A 17868-nucleotide genomic window follows, 5' to 3' on the forward strand; every position below is an offset into this window, starting at 1 on the left:
AAGGGCCGTACGCAAAACGGTTCGCGGCGCTCACCACGCCTCCCCTCACCGCCGAATCGACGGACCACGTAAGGTCGGACACATGACTCGTCTTGGCAATCCCACCGGGCCGAAGCCCGGATTCGCCCGCCGGGACGTGGTGGAGGCGGCACTTGAGATCGGCATCGACCGGTTCACGCTCTCCGACGTGGCCCAGCGGCTGGGGGTGGCGACCTCGGCGCTGTACCGCACGATCAGCTCACGCGAGGATCTGTTGCGGGCCTGCCTGGATCGGGTGGCCGCCGACACCGACTTCTCCGATCTGGGCGGTCCCTGGCGGCAGGTGGCGCGCGACTACGCCGAGCGCCTGTGGGTCTTGTTTGAGGCTCGGCCGGGATTGGCGGGCGTGCTTGTGTCGACCTCCTGGGCCTACCAGTTCTTCGCCCGCCCCATTACGCAGGCGCGGCAGGCCTTCACGCAGGGCGGCCTGTCCCCCGACGACGCCGTCCTGGCGCTGGACTTCATCGCCGACACGGTGATCAGCGTGCACCTCCAGACGGAGGTCGCCCGCGCCCCCGTGGGCGGGGCGCCGACGACCTCGCCGGAGGGGACGAGCGCCGACGGCCGAGGCGGCGCCCCGGACGGGCCGAGCGGTCTGGAGGAGGCCCGCAGGCGCTACGAGGCGGACGGGCGGGCGGAGCAGTTGCCCGCCGCACTGGCCCCCTCCAGCGCCTGGATCGACCGCGGCTGGCTGGACCGCAAGCTCGAGGTCATCATCCGCGGTATCGCGGCCGCCGAGTAGCCGTGACTCAGTAGTGGCTGACGACGGTGGTGCCGATGTCCGCCCAGTTGTAGAACCAATGAGCCTCATCCTCCGGCAGGTTGATGCAGCCGTGGGAGCCCGCGTCGGAGCCGACCCCGAAGTGCTCGGCCCAGGGGGCGGAATGGATGGCGTAGTTGCCGTGCCAGTAGGTCACCCAGTGCACGTCCTTTTGGCAGTAGGACCAGCCGGGGCTGCAGCCCAGGTCCTGCTCGGCGTAGGTCAGGTACACCTCGTAGGTGCCCGTGATGGTCTCGTTGCCGGGGCCGCCATGGTTCATGAGGACCGGGCCGTGGACCTGCTGGTAGCCCTCGTAGGCGGTAATCGTGGAGTCGGTGAGGTTGATGTCGATCCACTTCTCGCCGTCGTCGGCGCTGTAGGCGAAGCGATCGGTGCCGGCGGAGACCACCCGCTGCTCGGTGTCGGCGGACACCGCCTGGGTGGTCAGTTCGCCACTGTAGGACTCGCCGGAGTCGAGGGCGGCGATGATGTCGTCGGTAACCGCGGTGCGGTTGGTGACCTCCAGACCGTCCTGGGCGGGGCGGGCGGGTTCGAGCAGGTTGCCCTCGGCGTCGACATTGTCGATGCCCGTGATGGGGTCCAGTTCAATTGCCGCGGCCGCATCGTCGACCCAGACGGCGACGCTCTCCTCCAGCAGCGTCGGCACGAGTTCGCCGTTGACGGCGGTGGTGCCCACCCAGGATGCGCGGGTGGCGGCGTCGGCCGTCATGGTCTTTCCCTCGGCGGTGAGCGTCACGGCGGGGGCGATGAGCGTGTTGGCGGCCGCGGCGGACTGTTCGGCGGCGGCATCCGATACGGCGGGGGCGACGTCCACTAGCGTCAGTTCGACGCTCTGGGAGGTAAGGGTCTCGGTAGCGGACGCGACGACGGCGGTCAGTGCATCGACGTCCACGCCCTGGCCGTTGGCCCCGGGGACGACCTCGAAGGCGTCCCCGGAGGCGGTGGGCAGGATGGAGGCGTTCACGGCGGCGCTGCCCGCCTGAGCGTCAATGCGAGCGGCGAGGGCGGCCACGGCGTCGGGGTCCACGGTGGCGGCAGGCTCACCCCCGGGGGTGGCCGGGGACGCCGGGTCCTCACCGGACACGACGGCGAGGGCCATGGCGTCGGCGTCGACGCGCCCGCCGGCCTGCGCCAAAGGCGTGGTGATGGTCTGGCCGGCGACCGTAATGGTGACCGTGGTCTCGGCGGCCTGATTCGCGACGACGGCGGCAACCTCGGCCCGGGTCATGCCGGCCATGTTCTGCCCACCGACGGTGGCACCGGCGGGCGCGAGGCCCACGGCATAGGCGGCGCGGCCGGAAATGCCGGCCAGTGGCGCCGCCAGGACCAGCGCGAGCAGCACGGCGATCACCCGCCCGCGAACGTCGAGTCCGCCGGCGGCGTGTCTGGGTGTATGCGCGGCCAGTGCGCGCCGCAGTTCGAGAAGTCTGTTCACCGTCCCTCCGGTTAAGGCAGTGTAACGACGTCTTGTGGGGAGGTGGCAACCATACAGCGGTCGACTGTGATTGCTAACCGGTGGCCGCCGTCACATGCGCCGAGGTCGGTCGATATGATTGAGGACTCCGGTGTGAGCCCACCGCTCTGCCCGGCCAAGTGACGTCTGCGCGAGCCGCGATGGGGAACGCTGCCCCTGGTGCGCATCGGCGAAGTCATCCACCATCCCTGTATGAGCACTCCTGTCGCCAACGCCGCCGACACTCGAAATGCCGCAGCCCCGCCGGCCAAGCGGCGAAAACGCGTCAGAGCGGCGATCGTGTTCGCCCTGGCACTCATGATCCTGGTCCCGTTCGTGAGCTGCGTCGATCAGGGGCAGATACCAATGAGCCGGTGGCTCAAGCAGCAGGACGCCGTCACCTACGTACAAATGGCCTGTCCGGACAGGGGCAAGGGCTGTACCTTGTCGACACGCGTAACCCTCGCCCCCGATACAAGTGCCCAGGAAGCAGCTTCCATTGTTGACGGCGCACTCGAAAAGGCGATACAGGACCGCCATGTCACCGCGAATAGCTTTCATATCAGCCTGAAATGGCAATACCACTCAACACAGTTGCACTATGACGGTCCGTTAGTCGCACCACGCAGTCCCGAGGACGGCTTCAGCAACCGGATGCTCGCACCGCAGGCGCGTGCGCAGCGACTGGAGGCGCTCAGAACTGCCACCGACATTACCGCAGACGACATCGACCAGGTGACCGTCTCCGACAGGTCAATCGAGGTGGAACGCGGCGAGGTCCACACGATCCCTACAAGTCTGCTCGCGACCAGAACCTTCAGCGACAACTTGGAAACGATGACCCTTACCGATACCTTCACCCTGAGAGGTTGGCGTATCAAAACTATCTCCGACACCGAGGCCCCGCCGCCTAGCGAGGCAGTGAACAGCCTCATTAGAAACACGGTTGAAGTCTCCCTGCCCGATGGCACCAACCCCTTACTGGAACTCGACACCACTGAATATTCCCTGATCAAGAACTCCGAGCCCCGCATCAAAGTGTGGTTCCTTCCAAAAGACGACGACGACGACCTAGAAATTCAGTCCGCCGCCGCCGTCCTGGCGACTATTGAGGGCACCCCCTACTTCGCCGATGTCGAACTGTGCGCGGAACACGAGTATGGCTCCAAAACCCCGTTGAGTTGCGTCTCCTACGAGATAGAAAACGGGCGCATCGGGCATAGCAGCAGGTACCCGAAAGAGAGGGCCCAAGAGATATACGACGCCGCGCAGCAGCTCTGAGCAGAGCTACTGCGCGGCGCGAAAGCGGAGCCTCGGGCCGGGATCCGAAACCCTCAGGCGGTGGTCTTCTGGCCCTTCCACAGGGCGTGGCCGAGGTCACGGTTCAGCCGGGTAATGACCTCCAGCGGCACCGACTTGGGGCACACGGCCGCACACTCACCGATGTTGGTGCAGCCGCCGAAGCCCTCGGCGTCGTGCTGGTTGAGCATGTTGACCACGCGGGCGAGGCGCTCCGGCTGGCCCTGCGGCAGCAGACCCAGGTGGGAGATCTTCGCACCGGTGAACAGCATGGCGGAGGCGTTCGGGCAGGCGGCCACGCAGGCGCCGCAGCCGATGCAGGCGGCGGCCTCGAAAGCGGCGTCGGCCTTGTCCTTCTGCACGGGCACGGAGTGCGCCTCCGGGGCGGCGCCGGTGTTGACGGAGATGTACCCGCCGGCCTGGACGATGCGGTCCAGGGCGGAGCGGTCCACGATCAGGTCCTTGAGCACCGGGAAGCCGGTGGAGCGCCACGGTTCGATGGTGATGGTGGAGCCGTCCTTGAAGGAGGGGTCCTCTGCCAGGTGCCGCATGTGCAGCTGGCAGGTGGTGGAGCGGATCGGGCCGTGGGCCTGCCCGTTGATGACCACGCCGCACTGCCCGCAGATGCCCTCGCGGCAATCCGAGTCGAAGGCGACGGGCTCCTTGCCCTCGGCGAAGAGCTGCTCGTTGAGCAGGTCGAGGACCTCGAGGAAGCTCATGTGCTCCTCGATGCCGGTCATCGAGTACTCCTCGAAGTGCCCCTCCGAGTCCTGGTTCTTCTGGCGCCAGATCTTCAGCTTGATGTTCACTTGTAACTCCGCTGCTTGAGCTCGATGTCCTTGTAGATGAGGTCCTCCTTGTGGAGGATCGGGGACTGGTTCTCGCCGCCCCACTCCCAGGCCGCCACGTAGAGGAACTCGTCGTCGTGACGCAGCGCCTCACCCTCGGGGGTCTGGGACTCGGCGCGGAAGTGGCCGCCGCAGGACTCGCGGCGGTGGAGGGCGTCGATGCACATCAGCTCGGCCAGTTCGAAGAAGTCGAGCAGGCGGCCCGCCTTCTCCAGCGCCTGGTTGAGCTCCATGGCCTCGCCGGTGATGCGGGCGTCCCGCCAGAACTCCTCCTTGAGGGCGCGGATCTGGCCGATGGCCTCCCGCAGTCCCTCCTCGCGGCGCTCCATGCCGCAGTACTCCCACATGATGCGGCCAAGGGCCATGTGGAAGTCGTCCACGGAGCGGGTGCCGCGCAGCGCCATGAGCCGCTCGACGCGTTCCTCAACGTTTCTGCGGGCCTCGGCGATCTCCGGGGCGTCCGGGTCGACCTTACCGATCCGCAGCATGTCCGCCAGGTAGTCGTTGAGCGTGTCCGGCAGCACGAAGTAGCCGTCGGCCAGGCCCTGCATCAGGGCGGAGGCACCCAGGCGGTTGGCGCCGTGATCGGAGAAGTTGGCCTCGCCGGCCACGTACAGGCCCGGGATGTTGGACTCCAGGTCGTAGTCGACCCACAGTCCACCCATGGTGTAGTGCACGGCCGGGTAGATGCGCATGGGGACCTCGTAGGGGTCGTCGCCCGTGATGCGCTGGTACATCTCGAACAGGTTCCCGTAGCGGGCCGAGACGGCGTCACGGCCGAGCCGTCCGATGGCCTCGGAGAAGTCCAGGTAGACGCCGCGGCGCATCATGCGCTCATTGCCCTGCGCGTCGCGCTCCTTGATGGCGGGGCCGACGCCGCGGCCCTCGTCGCACATGTTCTTCGCCTGCCGGGAGGCGATGTCACGCGGGACCAGGTTGCCGAAGGCGGGGTAGATCCGCTCCAGGTAGTAGTCGCGGTCCTCCTCGGGAATCTCGCGCGGGTCCTTCTCGCAGTCCTCGGCCTTCTTGGGCACCCAGATGCGGCCGTCGTTGCGCAGCGACTCACTCATCAGGGTCAGCTTGGACTGGAAGTCGCCGGACTGCGGGATGCAGGTCGGGTGGATCTGCGTGTAGCAGGGGTTGGCGAAGTAGGCGCCCTTGCGGTGCGCCCGCCAGATGGCGGTGGCGTTACAGCCCATGGCGTTGGTGGACAGGAAGAACACGTTGCCGTAGCCGCCGGTGCACAGCACGACGGCGTCGGCCAGGTGGGTCTCGATCTCGCCGGTGACCATGTCACGCGTGACGATGCCGCGGGCGCGACCGTCGATGACGATCAGCTCGAGCATCTCGTGGCGGCGGTACTCCTTGACGGTGCCGGCGTGGACCTGCCGCTCCAGGGCCTGGTAGGCGCCGATCAGCAGCTGCTGGCCGGTCTGGCCGCGGGCGTAGAAGGTACGGGAGACCTGCACGCCGCCGAAGGAGCGGTTGTCCAGCAAGCCGCCGTACTCGCGGGCGAAGGGGACACCCTGCGCGACGCACTGGTCAATGATGTTGGCGCTGACCTCGGCCAGCCGGTAGACGTTGTCCTCCCTGGCGCGGTAGTCGCCGCCCTTGACGGTGTCGTAGAACAGCCGGTAGACGGAGTCGCCGTCGTTGCGGTAGTTCTTCGCGGCGTTGATACCGCCCTGGGCGGCGATGGAGTGGGCGCGGCGGGCGGAGTCCTGGTAGAAAAAGCACTTGACGTTGTAGCCCTGCTCCCCCAGCGACGCCGCGGCGGCACCGCCGGCCAGGCCGGAGCCGACCACGATGATGTCGAGCTTGCGCCGGTTGGCGGGGTTGACCAGCTGGGCGTTGAACTTGCGCTGCTCCCAGCGCTGGGCGATCGGGACGTCGTGCGGCGCCTTGGTGTCGGCGATCTTCTCGCCCTCGCGGTACAGGCCGTCGATGAGTTCGGTCATCATTCACTCACTTCTCGATCAGTAGGCAGCGCAGTGGGCGAACTGCTCGGAGGCCGAACCGATCGCGTCGCAGAACTGGGGGTAGTAGTCGGCCGCGGCCATCGGGGCGTCGACCCAGCCGAAGAGGATCGCCGTCGGCACCGACATGAACACGAGGAACAGGCCGAAGGCGACAATGAAGGCGATCAGGCGGATGAGGGGGATGGTGTTGCCGCGGGTGGCGCCGAGGGTCTGCAGCGCCGACCAGACGCCGTGCCACACGTGCAGGCACAGGGCCGTCAGAGCCACCAGGTAGATCAGGTACACCCACCACAGCTGGAAGCCGTAGTACATGTTGGCGTAGGCGCGCCCGTGGACGTACTCGCCACCGGGGGTCAGCGTCAGGGTGGTGAACTGCAGGATGTGCCAGATGATGAACAGCAGCAGGATGACGCCGCCCCAGCGCATGGTGCGCATGGCGTAGCGGGAGGCGAAGTAGTCGGCACCCGGCTTCTTGACCTCGTACTTGTCAGTCCCACGGGCCTTGCGGTTGCGGAACCACAGGTGGAAGGCGCTACCCGCGTGCGCGAGCAGGCACGCGAGCAGCACAACGCGCAAGATCCACAGCATGCCACCGTAGGGAAGCAGCGGCTCAAGCAGGGTGCGCAGCCAGACCGCGTAGTGGTCATAGGCCATCTCACCCTGGAAGTAGTGGGTGTTGCCGTAGGCGTGAAGCAGCAGGTAGACGATGAAGATGATGCCCGACCAGGCCATCAGACGCTTCAGGAAGACCGTCGTTGTGTAGGCGGCCTTCTTCTTGGGGGGAGCAGACGTTTTCACCACGGGTGCAGTTTACGAACGCGCCCTGGCCGATGGTCCCAAACCGCCATCCGCGTCCCCGCGAGTACTCGCTCACCCCCGTCACGCCGCGGAAAACCGGGGATAGACAGCGGGAACGTGGTTCGAGTCGACTCGTCATGTCGCGCCCACCGACGCCAATAAGCGCCGCCATTTCGTCACACCATTGTCAGACAAATATCAGAGTGGTCGGCGCATGACGATGGCGTCCTCCACCGGCGCCAGGTAGTAGCGCCGCCGTCGCCCGATCGGGGCGAAGCCGTGGTTCGAGTACAGCCGCTGGGCACCCGCGTTGGAGGCACGCACCTCCAACAGCACGGCGCGGCAACCGGCGTCGGCGGCCGCAGTCAGCAGGGCATTCAGCAGGGCGGTGGCCACGCCGCGGCGCCGCGCGGCGGGAACGGTGGCGATGGTGAGCAGGTCGGCGTCGCCGCGGCCGTCCCCGTACCACAGGCCGGCGTAGCCGACGATCGGTTCGGCATCGGCGTCGACCACCCCCGGGCCCGGTGCACCGGCCGCCGCCTGCGGGTCGGCCGCGCCTACAGTGCCAGCATCATCCAGGTGGGCGACCAGGTAGGTGCGGTCGGCGCCCGGGCCGGTGGTGCGGTCCAGCTCGGCGGCGAGCGTCGCTGGACTCCAGGCCTCCGCGCCGAACAGCTCCGGCTCCAGGCGGGAGACCACCTCCAGGTCTTGCGACGTCATGGGGCGCAGCCGCACCCCGACCGCTGCAGCCTCCTGGCCGGGCGGGTTCACCGTGCGCGTCCCGCAGACATCTGCACGTCGGGGCGGCGCAGGTACAGGGGCGCCGTACCCAATCCGGCCTGCTGCAGGCTCTCCTCCCCCGCACCGTCAAGGGCACGTAGGCGGGCCAGGGCGATGCGCACCTGGGCTGCCGCGTCCCCGGAGACGGGGGCCAGCGCCTCGCGGCCGGCCGCCAGCTCGGGATACAGGGCGACGCCGGAGCCGGCCACGACGTCGGCGGGCGGCTGTGCACCGCTCTCCTCGCGCTGACGCAGGCCGGCGGGGGCCAGCACCTCGTACTCACCCAGGCGTTCGACGTCGTCGGCGCCACGAGCCCGGTAGCGGGCGGTGTAGACCTCCTTGCGGCGTGCGTCGGTGGCGACCAGGACCGTGGCCGATTGCGCGGAGGCCTGGTCCCGTCGGGCCAGCTCATCGAGGGCGGCGCGGGCCACGGCGTCGAGGCTGGGGACGCCGTAGACGGGGATGCTGCGGGCACGGCCGACGGCGCGGGCGGTCACCAGGCCGGCGCGCAGCCCGGTGAAGGGGGCCGGGCCGGTGGCGGCGACGACGGCGTCCAGTGGGGCCGCGGCCACCACCGGGTCCGCGAGCGCGGCAGCGAGCATGGGGCCCAGTGATTCGGCGTGGCGGCGGGGACTGTCCTGCCCGGCGGTGGTCAGGATGTTCAGGGAGGCGGGGGCCGCGTCGGCGTCCGGGCGGTCGGGGGCGTCGGCGACCAGCAGCTGGGTTCCCAGGGAGGAGTCGATGGAGAGGATGCGCACGGGCACAGCCTAGATGAGCGCCGGGCGCCGGGGCGTCAGCCGGCGAGTGGGCGGAGGTCGACGCCGGCCCAGCGGGGGCCGACGGCGGCGATGGTGACGGTGCGTCGGCCGTCGTCGACCTGGGCCAGGTCGGTAACCGTTCCGGCCTCGCCGCCGTCTGCGGGTGCTGCGGCGGCGAGGCCGCCGTGGGGGCGGGCGACGGTGATCTCCAGCCGGTCGGCCGAGAGGGCTTCCGCCTTGCCCTCGCCCCATTCCATGAGGGTGACCGAGTCGGTGACGGCAGAGTCCAGGTCGAGGGCGTCGAGCTCCTCCAGGGAGGAGATTCGGTAGGCGTCCACGTGGATGAGGTCGGGGCCGGCGTCGGCGGCGGGGTGGACGCGCGCGATGACGAAGGTGGGTGAGGAGACGCGTCCGCGCACACCCATGGCGGAGCCGATGCCCTGGGCGAGGGTGGTTTTGCCGGCGCCGAGCCCGCCGGTGAGTACGACGACGTCGCCGGCCCGCAGCAGCTTGGCCAGGCGGGCGCCCAGCGCACGGGTGGCGTCGGCGGAGTCGGTGTCCACGACGACCGTCGGCGCGGGGCCGTCCTGAACGGCGGGGTGGGCGGTGCTCATGCCTGGGTCCCTCCTGCGTGCACCGCCGGGATGGCGGCGGCGTCGCGGCCCACGAAGACACGGGGCACACGCGCGCCCAGGCGGGTGACGATCTCGTAGTTGATGGTGGTGCACAGCTGGGCCCACTCGTCGGCGGTGGGGGTGACGGCGTCGGCGGGGGCGCCCCACAGCACGGCGGTGTCTCCGGCAGCGGCGGGCGGGGGCACCGGGGCGCCCTCGGGGGTGGTGGCCGGGCCGAGGTCGATGACCACCTGATCCATGCACACGCGGCCGACTATGGCGGCGCGCAGGCCGTTCACCGCGACCGGGCCGCCGTTGGAGGCGGCACGGGGGATGCCGTCGCCGTAGCCGAGGGGGACCAGGCCCAGCCAGCGGTCGGTGGGGGCGCGCCAGGTACCGCCGTAGGAGACGGCCTGGCCGGCGGGGATGCGCTTGACCTGGGTCAGGGGCGCCTCCAGGCGCATGGCCGGTGTCAGGTCCAGGGCGGCGGAGGTGGCGACGGCTGGGTCCGGGGACAGGCCGTACAGGCCGATGCCGATGCGTACCAGATCCAGCCGCGTATCGGGATGCCACAGCAGGCCGGCGGTGGCCGCCAGGTGGCGCAGGCGCGGGTTCAGGCCCGCCTCGGCCACCACCCGTTCGGCGGCCAGGAAGTGGGACAGGTGCTTCTCGGTGGAGCCGCAGGCGGGCTCGTCGGCGCGGGACAGGTGGCTCCACAGGGCGACCACGGCGATCGTGCCCTCCTCCTCCGCGGCCTTCGCGGCGGCGGCCAGGGCGGGCAGGTCGGCGGGGGTGGCGCCGCCGCGGGACATGCCGGTGTCGACCTTGAGGTGGATGCGGGCCGGGCCTGGTGCCGACTGGCCGTCGGCGGGGTCGTCCAGTTCGGCGCGGGCGGCCGCCGCAATGGCGTCGAGTTGCGCGCGGGTGGACACGGACAGGTCGATGCCGGCCGCAAGCGCGGCGCGCAGCGGGGAGCCGGGAGCGGCCGCCTGGTCGGGTGTGAGCACGGGCAGGAGCCAGCTGAGCAGGCGCGGGCGCTCGGGGGTGGGAACGGAGTCGGGATTGTGGGAGGGATGGGCGACGCCGGCTGCGTCGAGCAGGGCACGCAGGTGAAGGGCCTCTGCGAGCTGGGCGACGCCGAGCCAGGTGGCGCCGGCCCGCAGGCAGGTGGTGGCCACCGGGGCGATGCCGTGGCCGTAGGCGTCGGCCTTGACCACCGCCATCCAGGGCACGCCGCCGACCGCGGCGAGCACGTGGGCGTTATGGGCGATGGCGTCGAGGTCGACGACGGCGCGGGAGGTCGTCGCTGTAAGCGGGGTGCCGGTTGACGCGTTCACGGTGGCGATTGTTCCACTCCGCGGCGCTCAGCGCCTGGATGCGGCGGTGGGAAGCCGGCGGGGATCGGTCCCCCGTGGGGGTCAATCACGCCTTCGGCGATGCCGGCGCAGACGGCGGCGGGGTCCCATAGTGGCATGAGCACAGCACTGAACGAGGCGGCGCCGGCAACAGTGTCGGCGCACCCCATCGCGGACAATCCCGACCTGGTTGTAACCACCACCGGCCTGACCAAGACCTACGGCGGCACGCCCGCAGTGGACCACGTGGACCTGCGCGTACCGCGCGGCGGCGTCTACGGATTCCTGGGCCCGAACGGGGCCGGGAAGTCCACCACCATGAAGCTGCTGCTGGGGCTGACCCGCCCCAGCTCCGGCAGCATGCAGGTGCTCGGGCACCCGGTAGGCGCACGCTCCCCGCTGCCGGCCGGAGCCATCGGCTCCCTGATCGAGGGCCCCTCCTTCTATCCGCGGCTGACCGGACCGGAGAACCTCGCCATGGTGGCCGACTACCTCGGCCTGCCCCGTGACCGCGTGCAGCACGCACTGTCCACGGTCTCGCTCACCGGCCAGGACAAGAAGCTGGTCAAGGACTACTCCCTGGGCATGAAGCAGCGGCTGGGACTGGCCATGGCGCTGCTGGCCCAGCCGCCGCTAATGCTCTTGGACGAGCCCACCAACGGGCTGGACCCGGCCGGCGTAGCCGAGATCCGCCAGCTGATCGTGGACCTGGCCCGGCAGGCGGGCACGACCATTATCGTCTCCTCCCACGTCCTGTCCGAGATCGAGCAGATGGCCGACGTGGTCGGCATCATCTGCGCCGGCAGGCTGCGCTATCAGGGCCCCCTGTCCGGCCTGCAGGACGCCGGGGTCATTGACTTCACGGTCTCCGATCCTGCCGGCACCGCAGCCCTGTTCAGCGAGCAGCACATCCGGCATGAGCTGCGCGGGCGGACGGTGCGCACGCCGATGCTGCCCGAGGAGGTGGTCGGTGCCCTGGTCAGTCGCATCGTGCACGACGGCGGCACCGTCTTCCGGGTGCAGACGGTCCGCAAGACGCTGGAGCAGGCCTTCCTGGAACTGACCGACCCGCTCGGCTCGCCGGCCCGTACCGCTCCCGTCGCCCCGGCCGCCGTCAACGGACGAGGAGGACGCCGATGACCGCGATCATCATGGAGGCGCGCAAGCTCAAGCGCCGTCATTTCTGGCTGATGGCAGCCGCACTGGGAGGCCTGGTGGTGATGTGGTCCGCCGGCCTGCTTGTGACACGCGCAAACGGCGTGGAGCAGATGAGACTACTGAGCCTCGGCCTGGCCGACTCGCTCAACATGACCGCCATGCTGCTGCCCTTCATTGCGGCACTGCTGGCCTCTCGTCTGGCCACGGTCGACACCGAGGGGCGCATGGGCCAGTGGCTCACCGCGCTCGGGCAGGACGAGCGCTCGCGATTCTTCGGGAAGCTGCTTCTGGGCTCGTTTGCCGTCGCCATCGGCCAGCTGGCAATGCTGGGGCTCGCCGCTCTGGCCGGCCCGGGCATGGGGCTGCGGACGGACTCCGCAGACCGAGAACTGATCTGGTCCATCGCCGTCGTCATGATCGCGGCCTCCGTCGCGGCGGTGGCGGCGCAACTGGTGCTGGCGATCTGCGTGCCCAAGCAGGCGGTGGGTCTCGGGATCGGAGCGGTGGCGTCGCTGCTGTGCTCCGCGCTGCCTTTCATGCATCTGGGTGCAGTGGACTGGCTGTTTCCCTGGGGCATCGCCGGCGCCGCAGCGCCCCTGTCACAGGCGTCGCAGCAGGCGGGAACGGTGATTCTGGTCGACCACCCCTGGCTCAACGCGCTCTGGGCCGTACTGGCCGCCGGCATCTGGACCGCACTGGCCGGATTCATCATCAACTACCGGGAGAATCACCGATGAGTACAGCGACTGCCTCATTCCAACAACCCGTGGCACACCCACCGGCGCATTCCTCAAAACGGTTCGGCTCCGGCGCCGCAAGACCCTCACGGTGGGCGGCCTGGAAGTGGGAGAACCACAAGGCCGCCGCCTGGTGGTACTGGCCGGTGTTGGCACTGCTATGCGGCGTCGGCATGGTCAATGGAGCAACCAATTACCTGGAGTATCGCGCCGACTTCGAGGCACAGGGCACGACCTGGCTGGCGGTCTGGGGCCAGGCGACGCTGCTGACGACCATGCTGGCCTTTCCCCTACTGGTCGGCTCCTTCATCGCCCAGGTCGGCGTCGGCGAGCACGCCGGACGCAACTGGCAGCGCATGCGCGCCAACCACCTGCAGGGAGTGATGTTGAGGGGCAAGCTCATGCACATGGCACAGGTCGCCGTGCTGACCGCGCTGGTGCTGCTCGGCGAGTTCGCCGTCACCGGGCTGCTGCTCGGATTCGACCTGGCGGGCGTCGGCCCCTTCCTGCTGCGGGGGATCCCCATCGCGCTGGCCGTTTTCGCCACCGAGGTATTCGTCGCCTGGCTCGGCGTGGTCATGACGTCGTTCGCGTCCGTCATGACCGTGGTGCTCGCTGGGACCGTTGTTGGCAGTTTCCTGATCCTGGTGGCCCCGCAGCTGGCACCGTTCTTCCCACTGTCCGTCATGACGGCGGCATGCAGCCCAAGAGACCTGTACAGTGTCACCTCCGTGGGCTCAATCCTCTCCACGACCGCGGTTGTCGCCGCCTGGTCAGGCGTATGGACCGTATCGCTGCGGCGCGCCGTCGCCAGGGTCGTCTGATGGCCGCCGCATCACCGGGGACGGCGAGAGTGCCGCGCACCCTTATCGATCGGCTTGCCGCCTGGTGGCGTACCAGTGCGCTGGGTTTGTGGGCCGTCGTCGTCGGGATGGGGCTGTTCGAGCTGGTGCTGCTGGCTCATCTGCTGGCCGAGGGACCGGTGCCCGGGGTGCGAGCCTGGACGGCAGTCAGCCTGCTCGTCGTCCTTGCCCTGCTCGGGCGGCGGCGTTGGCCGCTGGCGGTGTTGATCCTGACGACCCTGGCCTCCGCCGCCGCGGAGCTGTGGGGACCGGGTGCGTTTCTCAATCTGCCTCCGCTGGTCGCCCTGTACTCGTTGTTCGTGAGTGCCGGGGCGCTTCAGCGCCTGATCGGTGTACCGGTGCTGCTTGCCGGCTGGATATTGCCTCCGGTACTCAGGGGGCTGTCATATCCGCTGACCGCTCGGCTCACGCCGTACATCTTCTTCTCCGTGGCCGTGATCGCGGCTGCGGCTATCTCACGGGCCCGGCGCGAGGCCCTGGAGCACGGCGACGCTCAGCTCGCCGCGCAGGCCGCCGAGCATCGGTTGACGGCGCAGCGCGATGCCGCCCGCCGTCAGGCGCGGGTGGCTGGTGAGCTGCACGACTCGGTGGGGCACGATCTGACCGCCATCATCGCCCTGTCGGAGGGGTTGGCGGGGATGACCGGCAGGGATGAAGTCGACGAGGCGATAGAGCTCATCAACAGCCTCGCCCGCGACGGACTCGCCGACACGCGCCGCGCCGTCGACGCCCTCCAGCCCACGCATGTGAAAATCGGCCCTCTTGACCCGGCACCCCTCAACGGCGGCTCTCACCGCGACGCGTCCGGCACCGGAGCGCCCGAGCACGGCTGGGAGGGACTGTCCGGCTTGTTGGACACGGTTCGCCGGACTGGCATTGCCGTCGCCCTGACCGAGACCGGTCACCGCACGGAGGACGCTGGAACAGGAGCGCTGGTCTACATGGTGGTGCGTGAGGCCCTGACCAACGTCATGCGGCATGCGGATGGGGCCACGCGCATCGTTGTCTCCCTGGACCACGCCGCCCTACTCACCCGGGTCACCGTGTCCGACAATGGCAACAACGACTCCGATGTCGCGCCGAAACCGGAGACTCCGCATTCCACGCCCGGCCATGGACTCGCGCACTTAGCCGACGTTATCGGTGAAATCGGCGGCGCTTTGAATGCTGGCCCTGCCTCAAATGGTTGGCAATTACAGGCGCGCATTCCGCATCAGGAGCCCGTATGACCCCGTCCACCGCCCCACGTCTCAACAAGACCGGCAGGGTCATCACCGTCATGGTGGTCGACGATCAGCGCGCCGCCCGCATGGGCCTATCACTGATCATCAACCGCGCGGATGACCTGCGAGTTGTCGCCCAGGCCACCGACGGGCAAGACGCACTCGATCAGCTCACGCACCTGGAAACGGATCGTTGCTCTCTCCCGGACGTGGTGTTGATGGACATTCGCATGCCCGTCTTGAACGGTGTGGAGGCCATTGCACGCATCAGCCAGCTCCATCCCTCGGTCAAGACGCTCGCCTTGACCACCTACGACCAGGACGACTATGCCTTCGGCGCCCTGTCCGCTGGGGCCTCCGGTTTCCTCCTCAAGGACACGCGTACGGCGCAGCTGCATCAGGCGATCCGGGCGGTCGCCTCGGGGGACGCCATACTCACCCCGCGTATCACGCGGGAGCTGCTCAGGCGCCATGCCTTCCGCCCCGTCGCTTCGCCGCAGCAGCGCGCTGCTCGGGAGCGCCTCGAGCGGCTGAGTCCACGCGAACGTGAGGTCGCCGAACTCGTGGCCCAAGGGCTGACCAACTCGGAGATCGCTCAGCGCCTGGTCATCGCCACCGACTCGGTGAAGAAGAACGTCACCCGCATCTTGGCCAAGCTGGACCTGCGCGACCGGGTACAGCTCGTCATCCTCATGCGTGACATTGAGTTCCGGTGAGAAGCCGTACGGCAAAAGTGTCCATCGGTGACCACTTTCAGGAGCAAGTCCCTTGGTGAGCCGCAGACAAACGGCTCCAGAACGGGGAAATCTCGGATTGCCTCGGAGGCCGAGCAGCCGCAACAACGGCAAACTGGTCACGGATGGACATTTTTCCCGCGGCAGGCGTGCCCAGGTGCGGTACCGGCGCGCGGCGAGTTCAAGGCTCGGTGCGGGCCGATGCTCCAGAGGTGATTCCAGGCGGCCGGGATCGCCTCGGTCAGGTCCAGTGCGGCAAGCGGATGTCCCGAGCACGCAAACAGCCGGCCGGCTCCAGCCGTGACTGCGGGGCTGGCGTCAACCAGGCCCGCCGCCCGGGCTGCCGCGACCGCATGCAGCCGCACCCCCAGGGCCGCGCAGCGGGCCGGGGCTTCGGCCTGCACATCTTCGCCGCCGACGGCTTTGCCGTTCTCGGCATCGGCCCGGCGGGCCGCCAGTAGAGCACCGATGATTCCGGCCAGTACGTCCCCACTGCCGGCGGTGGCCAACCAGCCCGGGCCGGAGTCGACCGACAGCAGTGTCCCGCCCGGGGAGGCGATCAGTGTCGGCGTGGTCTTCAGCAGCACGGTGGCGCCGGTCAGCTCCGCCAGGCGCCGCGCCGCCGCGGCCGGGGCCGCCTCGACCGACTCCCGCGAGGTCTGCTCCCCCAGCGCGCCGAGCAGGGCGGCGGCCTCCCCGGCGTGTGGGGTGAGCACCTGCCGCGGCATGCAGCGACCACCGGAGACGACTCGAGCGGCGAGCAGGGGCAGCGCGCCGGCATCAATCACCGCATCGACCGGCTCGCCGGCCTCACCCAGCACCCGTCCCAACGCTGCGTCGAGTTCGGCGGCGCGTGGGGCGTCGGCGGGGTCGGTGCCGGGGCCGAGCACCAGCGCCTGACAGCGCCCGTCGGCGGGCACGACCTCGGGGCGGCGGGCGAGCACCAGGTCGACCACCCGCGCCGGCGCCGCCAACCGCACCATGCCGGCGCCCGTGCGCACCGCCGCCGACGCGGCCAGCACCCCGGCCCCCGGATAGGTCTGGCTGCCGGCCCACAGCCCGACCACGCCCCGGGTGTACTTGTGGTCGCGGTCCCCGGGCACGCGCAGCAGCCCGCCCAGCTCGGTGTCGGTGGGCCGGACGGCGAGCGGCGCCCCGTTCGGCACGGGCAGCCCCAGGTCGACCACGTCCACGCGCCCGCACCGGGGCGCCGCCGGCGGCGCCAGGTGGGCTGCCTTGAAGCAGGTGAAGGTGACGGTACGGTCGGCGGCCAGCGCGGGGCCGGGCAGGGTGCCGTCGTCCACGCCGACGCCGGAGGGAAGGTCGACGGCCAGCACCCGGAAGGGCCGCTCCCCCGGGTCCCCGGCGGCGCACAGCGGGGCGATGAGCGCGGCCGCGGCCGGACGCAACGGCCCCGTGGCGCCGATGCCGGTGAGCCCGTCGACCACCAGGTCGGCTCCGGCCGCTCCCCCCGCGGCTGCGCGGGCCGCGGCGATTGGATCAGCGGCGAGACGCACGCCGGCGGCGCAGGCGTCCGCCAGAGCCGCGGCGTGCAGCCGGGATATCTCGGCAGCGGGGGCGGCGGTGACGGCGCAGCCGCGGCGCGCCAGCAGGGCGCCGGCCAGCAGGGCGTCGCCGCCGTTGTGACCGCCACCCACGAGCAGCAGCACGCGCGCTCCGGGCACGGCGCCGCGCACCGCCCGGATCTCCTCCACGGCGGCGCGCGTCAGCGCATGGGCGGCGGCGTGCATGTAGCGGTCGGTGCCCGCGGTCAGCGGCGCCTCTGCGTCAGCGACGGCGCGGGCCGGGTAGGCGTTTTCGGTTGGAAGAAGCTGACTCACGGCTTAATTCTTGTACATTTGCCAGTCCCTGGTCCGCATATGCCGCCACGCCACGTAGGCGAGCCATGTCGGATCCGCCCGGAACAGTGATTGGAGCACGCCCACCGTCTGGAAGACACCGTGTCACTAACGCCGCTCGAGAACGGCCCCGTTGTCTGAATGGGCTTCGGTCTCCGCTGAGACGACACCTGTCAACGCCCAGGCGAGCAGCGCCAGGCTGGCAACGAACAACGAGGCCCCGGCGACGGCTATGTGCCCCACATCCTCGAGCCAGCCGATGAACGGCGGAATGAGCAGGGCCGCACCGGCTTGGACCGCCAGCAGTGGACGCACTCGTTGCAACAGCATCTCGGGCCTGCGGGTTTCGCCATGCATTGCTCTCCACGCGTATCCCGCGACGAGCAGGCATGCGACCAACCAGGGCAGAGGTATTGCGGTGACCAGCACGGATGCGAGAAGCGGGAATCTGAGCGAGGGCTCGGCGGCGTAGACCTCACCGACCAGCAGGTACAGATACACCATGGCGCCTGCAACAAGCAGCGCATGCAGGAGCGCGGCGACGAAGACAAGCCGCATCGGCCGTGGCTCTGCGATAGGAGAGGAAACAG

General features: G+C 69.6%; 17 protein-coding genes. 7 read left to right on the forward strand and 10 right to left on the reverse strand.

Annotated elements, in window-relative coordinates; genetic code table 11:
• Positions 1-82 precede the first annotated feature (82 nt).
• A complete protein-coding gene (locus DRB06_RS02550) occupies positions 83-781 on the forward strand; it encodes a TetR/AcrR family transcriptional regulator (protein WP_073327478.1) in 699 nt (232 codons plus the stop codon).
• A 7-nt stretch (positions 782-788) separates the two neighbouring features.
• Here DRB06_RS02550 and DRB06_RS02555 read toward each other — a convergent pair whose 3' ends face one another.
• Entirely contained in the window at positions 789-2255 is a 1467-nt protein-coding gene (locus tag DRB06_RS02555) for a L,D-transpeptidase family protein (RefSeq protein ID WP_111819065.1), read from the reverse strand.
• Between the two features lie 231 nt (positions 2256-2486).
• Here DRB06_RS02555 and DRB06_RS02560 point away from each other — a divergent pair, with 231 nt between their 5' ends.
• Positions 2487-3554 (forward strand): hypothetical protein, encoded by a 1068-nt coding sequence (locus DRB06_RS02560; protein ID WP_146750782.1) that lies wholly within the window; start codon positions 2487-2489, stop codon positions 3552-3554.
• 53 nt (positions 3555-3607) lie between these two features.
• Here the strand turns inward: DRB06_RS02560 and DRB06_RS02565 are convergent, their stop codons facing one another.
• The 7 genes from DRB06_RS02565 to alr form a co-directional block, all read right to left on the reverse strand.
• Complete coding sequence (locus tag DRB06_RS02565) at positions 3608-4381, reverse strand: succinate dehydrogenase/fumarate reductase iron-sulfur subunit (RefSeq protein ID WP_073327481.1); 774 nt, start codon at positions 4379-4381, stop codon at positions 3608-3610.
• Positions 4378-6378, reverse strand: coding sequence for a fumarate reductase/succinate dehydrogenase flavoprotein subunit (locus tag DRB06_RS02570; protein ID WP_111819081.1), 2001 nt, complete (start codon positions 6376-6378; stop codon positions 4378-4380). Before DRB06_RS02570 ends, DRB06_RS02565 begins: the two co-directional genes overlap by 4 nt.
• A gap of 18 nt (positions 6379-6396) precedes the next feature.
• On the reverse strand, positions 6397-7200 hold the full coding sequence (locus tag DRB06_RS02575) for a succinate dehydrogenase cytochrome b subunit (RefSeq protein WP_111819067.1): 804 nt from the start codon (positions 7198-7200) through the stop codon (positions 6397-6399).
• 195 nt (positions 7201-7395) lie between these two features.
• Complete coding sequence (gene rimI / locus DRB06_RS02580; RefSeq protein WP_111819068.1) at positions 7396-7917, reverse strand: ribosomal protein S18-alanine N-acetyltransferase; 522 nt, start codon at positions 7915-7917, stop codon at positions 7396-7398.
• A 47-nt stretch (positions 7918-7964) separates the two neighbouring features.
• On the reverse strand, positions 7965-8735 hold the full coding sequence (tsaB, locus tag DRB06_RS02585) for a tRNA (adenosine(37)-N6)-threonylcarbamoyltransferase complex dimerization subunit type 1 TsaB (RefSeq protein WP_111819069.1): 771 nt from the start codon (positions 8733-8735) through the stop codon (positions 7965-7967).
• A gap of 35 nt (positions 8736-8770) precedes the next feature.
• The gene (tsaE, locus tag DRB06_RS02590; RefSeq protein ID WP_111819070.1) at positions 8771-9349 is read right to left on the reverse strand and encodes a tRNA (adenosine(37)-N6)-threonylcarbamoyltransferase complex ATPase subunit type 1 TsaE; all 579 of its coding nucleotides are present in this window, start codon (positions 9347-9349) and stop codon (positions 8771-8773) included.
• Entirely contained in the window at positions 9346-10695 is a 1350-nt protein-coding gene (alr, locus tag DRB06_RS02595; protein WP_111819071.1) for an alanine racemase, read from the reverse strand. Before alr ends, tsaE begins: the two co-directional genes overlap by 4 nt.
• A gap of 126 nt (positions 10696-10821) precedes the next feature.
• On the opposite strand from alr, the gene DRB06_RS02600 reads away from it, so the two are divergent.
• Genes DRB06_RS02600 through DRB06_RS02620 form a run of 5 tightly spaced genes read left to right on the forward strand, consistent with a single transcriptional unit; the run spans position 10822 to position 15401 of the window.
• The gene (locus DRB06_RS02600; RefSeq protein ID WP_111819072.1) at positions 10822-11844 is read left to right on the forward strand and encodes an ABC transporter ATP-binding protein; all 1023 of its coding nucleotides are present in this window, start codon (positions 10822-10824) and stop codon (positions 11842-11844) included.
• The gene (locus tag DRB06_RS02605) at positions 11841-12599 is read left to right on the forward strand and encodes an ABC transporter permease (RefSeq protein ID WP_108966266.1); all 759 of its coding nucleotides are present in this window, start codon (positions 11841-11843) and stop codon (positions 12597-12599) included. Before DRB06_RS02600 ends, DRB06_RS02605 begins: the two co-directional genes overlap by 4 nt.
• A complete protein-coding gene (locus tag DRB06_RS02610) occupies positions 12596-13423 on the forward strand; it encodes an ABC transporter permease (protein ID WP_234416084.1) in 828 nt (275 codons plus the stop codon). The genes DRB06_RS02605 and DRB06_RS02610 overlap by 4 nt, the downstream gene beginning before the upstream one ends.
• Entirely contained in the window at positions 13423-14691 is a 1269-nt protein-coding gene (locus DRB06_RS02615) for a sensor histidine kinase (protein WP_108969518.1), read from the forward strand. The genes DRB06_RS02610 and DRB06_RS02615 overlap by 1 nt, the downstream gene beginning before the upstream one ends.
• Positions 14688-15401, forward strand: a complete 714-nt coding sequence (locus tag DRB06_RS02620; protein ID WP_108966262.1) for a response regulator transcription factor — start codon at positions 14688-14690, stop codon at positions 15399-15401. Before DRB06_RS02615 ends, DRB06_RS02620 begins: the two co-directional genes overlap by 4 nt.
• Before the next feature lie 137 nt (positions 15402-15538).
• Here DRB06_RS02620 and DRB06_RS02625 read toward each other — a convergent pair whose 3' ends face one another.
• Positions 15539-17260, reverse strand: coding sequence for a bifunctional ADP-dependent NAD(P)H-hydrate dehydratase/NAD(P)H-hydrate epimerase (locus DRB06_RS02625; protein ID WP_258522121.1), 1722 nt, complete (start codon positions 17258-17260; stop codon positions 15539-15541).
• 126 nt (positions 17261-17386) lie between these two features.
• Entirely contained in the window at positions 17387-17836 is a 450-nt protein-coding gene (locus DRB06_RS02630) for a hypothetical protein (protein ID WP_146750783.1), read from the reverse strand.
• Positions 17837-17868 lie beyond the last annotated feature (32 nt).

This window comes from Actinomyces sp. Z5 (assembly GCF_003287795.1).
Lineage (GTDB): Bacteria > Actinomycetota > Actinomycetes > Actinomycetales > Actinomycetaceae > Actinomyces > Actinomyces glycerinitolerans.

What these genes read in the sequence shown, in the direction of transcription:
- DRB06_RS02550 (WP_073327478.1), top strand. Translation starts at nt 83, where the DNA reads ATGACTCGTCTTGGCAATCCCACCGGGCCGAAGCCCGGATTCGCCCGC.
- DRB06_RS02560 (WP_146750782.1), top strand. Translation starts at nt 2,487, where the DNA reads ATGAGCACTCCTGTCGCCAACGCCGCCGACACTCGAAATGCCGCAGCC.
- DRB06_RS02570 (WP_111819081.1), bottom strand. Translation starts at nt 6,378, where the DNA reads ATGACCGAACTCATCGACGGCCTGTACCGCGAGGGCGAGAAGATCGCC.
- rimI (WP_111819068.1), bottom strand. Translation starts at nt 7,917, where the DNA reads ATGACGTCGCAAGACCTGGAGGTGGTCTCCCGCCTGGAGCCGGAGCTG.
- tsaE (WP_111819070.1), bottom strand. Translation starts at nt 9,349, where the DNA reads ATGAGCACCGCCCACCCCGCCGTTCAGGACGGCCCCGCGCCGACGGTC.
- DRB06_RS02600 (WP_111819072.1), top strand. Translation starts at nt 10,822, where the DNA reads ATGAGCACAGCACTGAACGAGGCGGCGCCGGCAACAGTGTCGGCGCAC.
- DRB06_RS02605 (WP_108966266.1), top strand. Translation starts at nt 11,841, where the DNA reads ATGACCGCGATCATCATGGAGGCGCGCAAGCTCAAGCGCCGTCATTTC.
- DRB06_RS02610 (WP_234416084.1), top strand. Translation starts at nt 12,596, where the DNA reads ATGAGTACAGCGACTGCCTCATTCCAACAACCCGTGGCACACCCACCG.
- DRB06_RS02615 (WP_108969518.1), top strand. Translation starts at nt 13,423, where the DNA reads ATGGCCGCCGCATCACCGGGGACGGCGAGAGTGCCGCGCACCCTTATC.
- DRB06_RS02620 (WP_108966262.1), top strand. Translation starts at nt 14,688, where the DNA reads ATGACCCCGTCCACCGCCCCACGTCTCAACAAGACCGGCAGGGTCATC.
- DRB06_RS02630 (WP_146750783.1), bottom strand. Translation starts at nt 17,836, where the DNA reads ATGCGGCTTGTCTTCGTCGCCGCGCTCCTGCATGCGCTGCTTGTTGCA.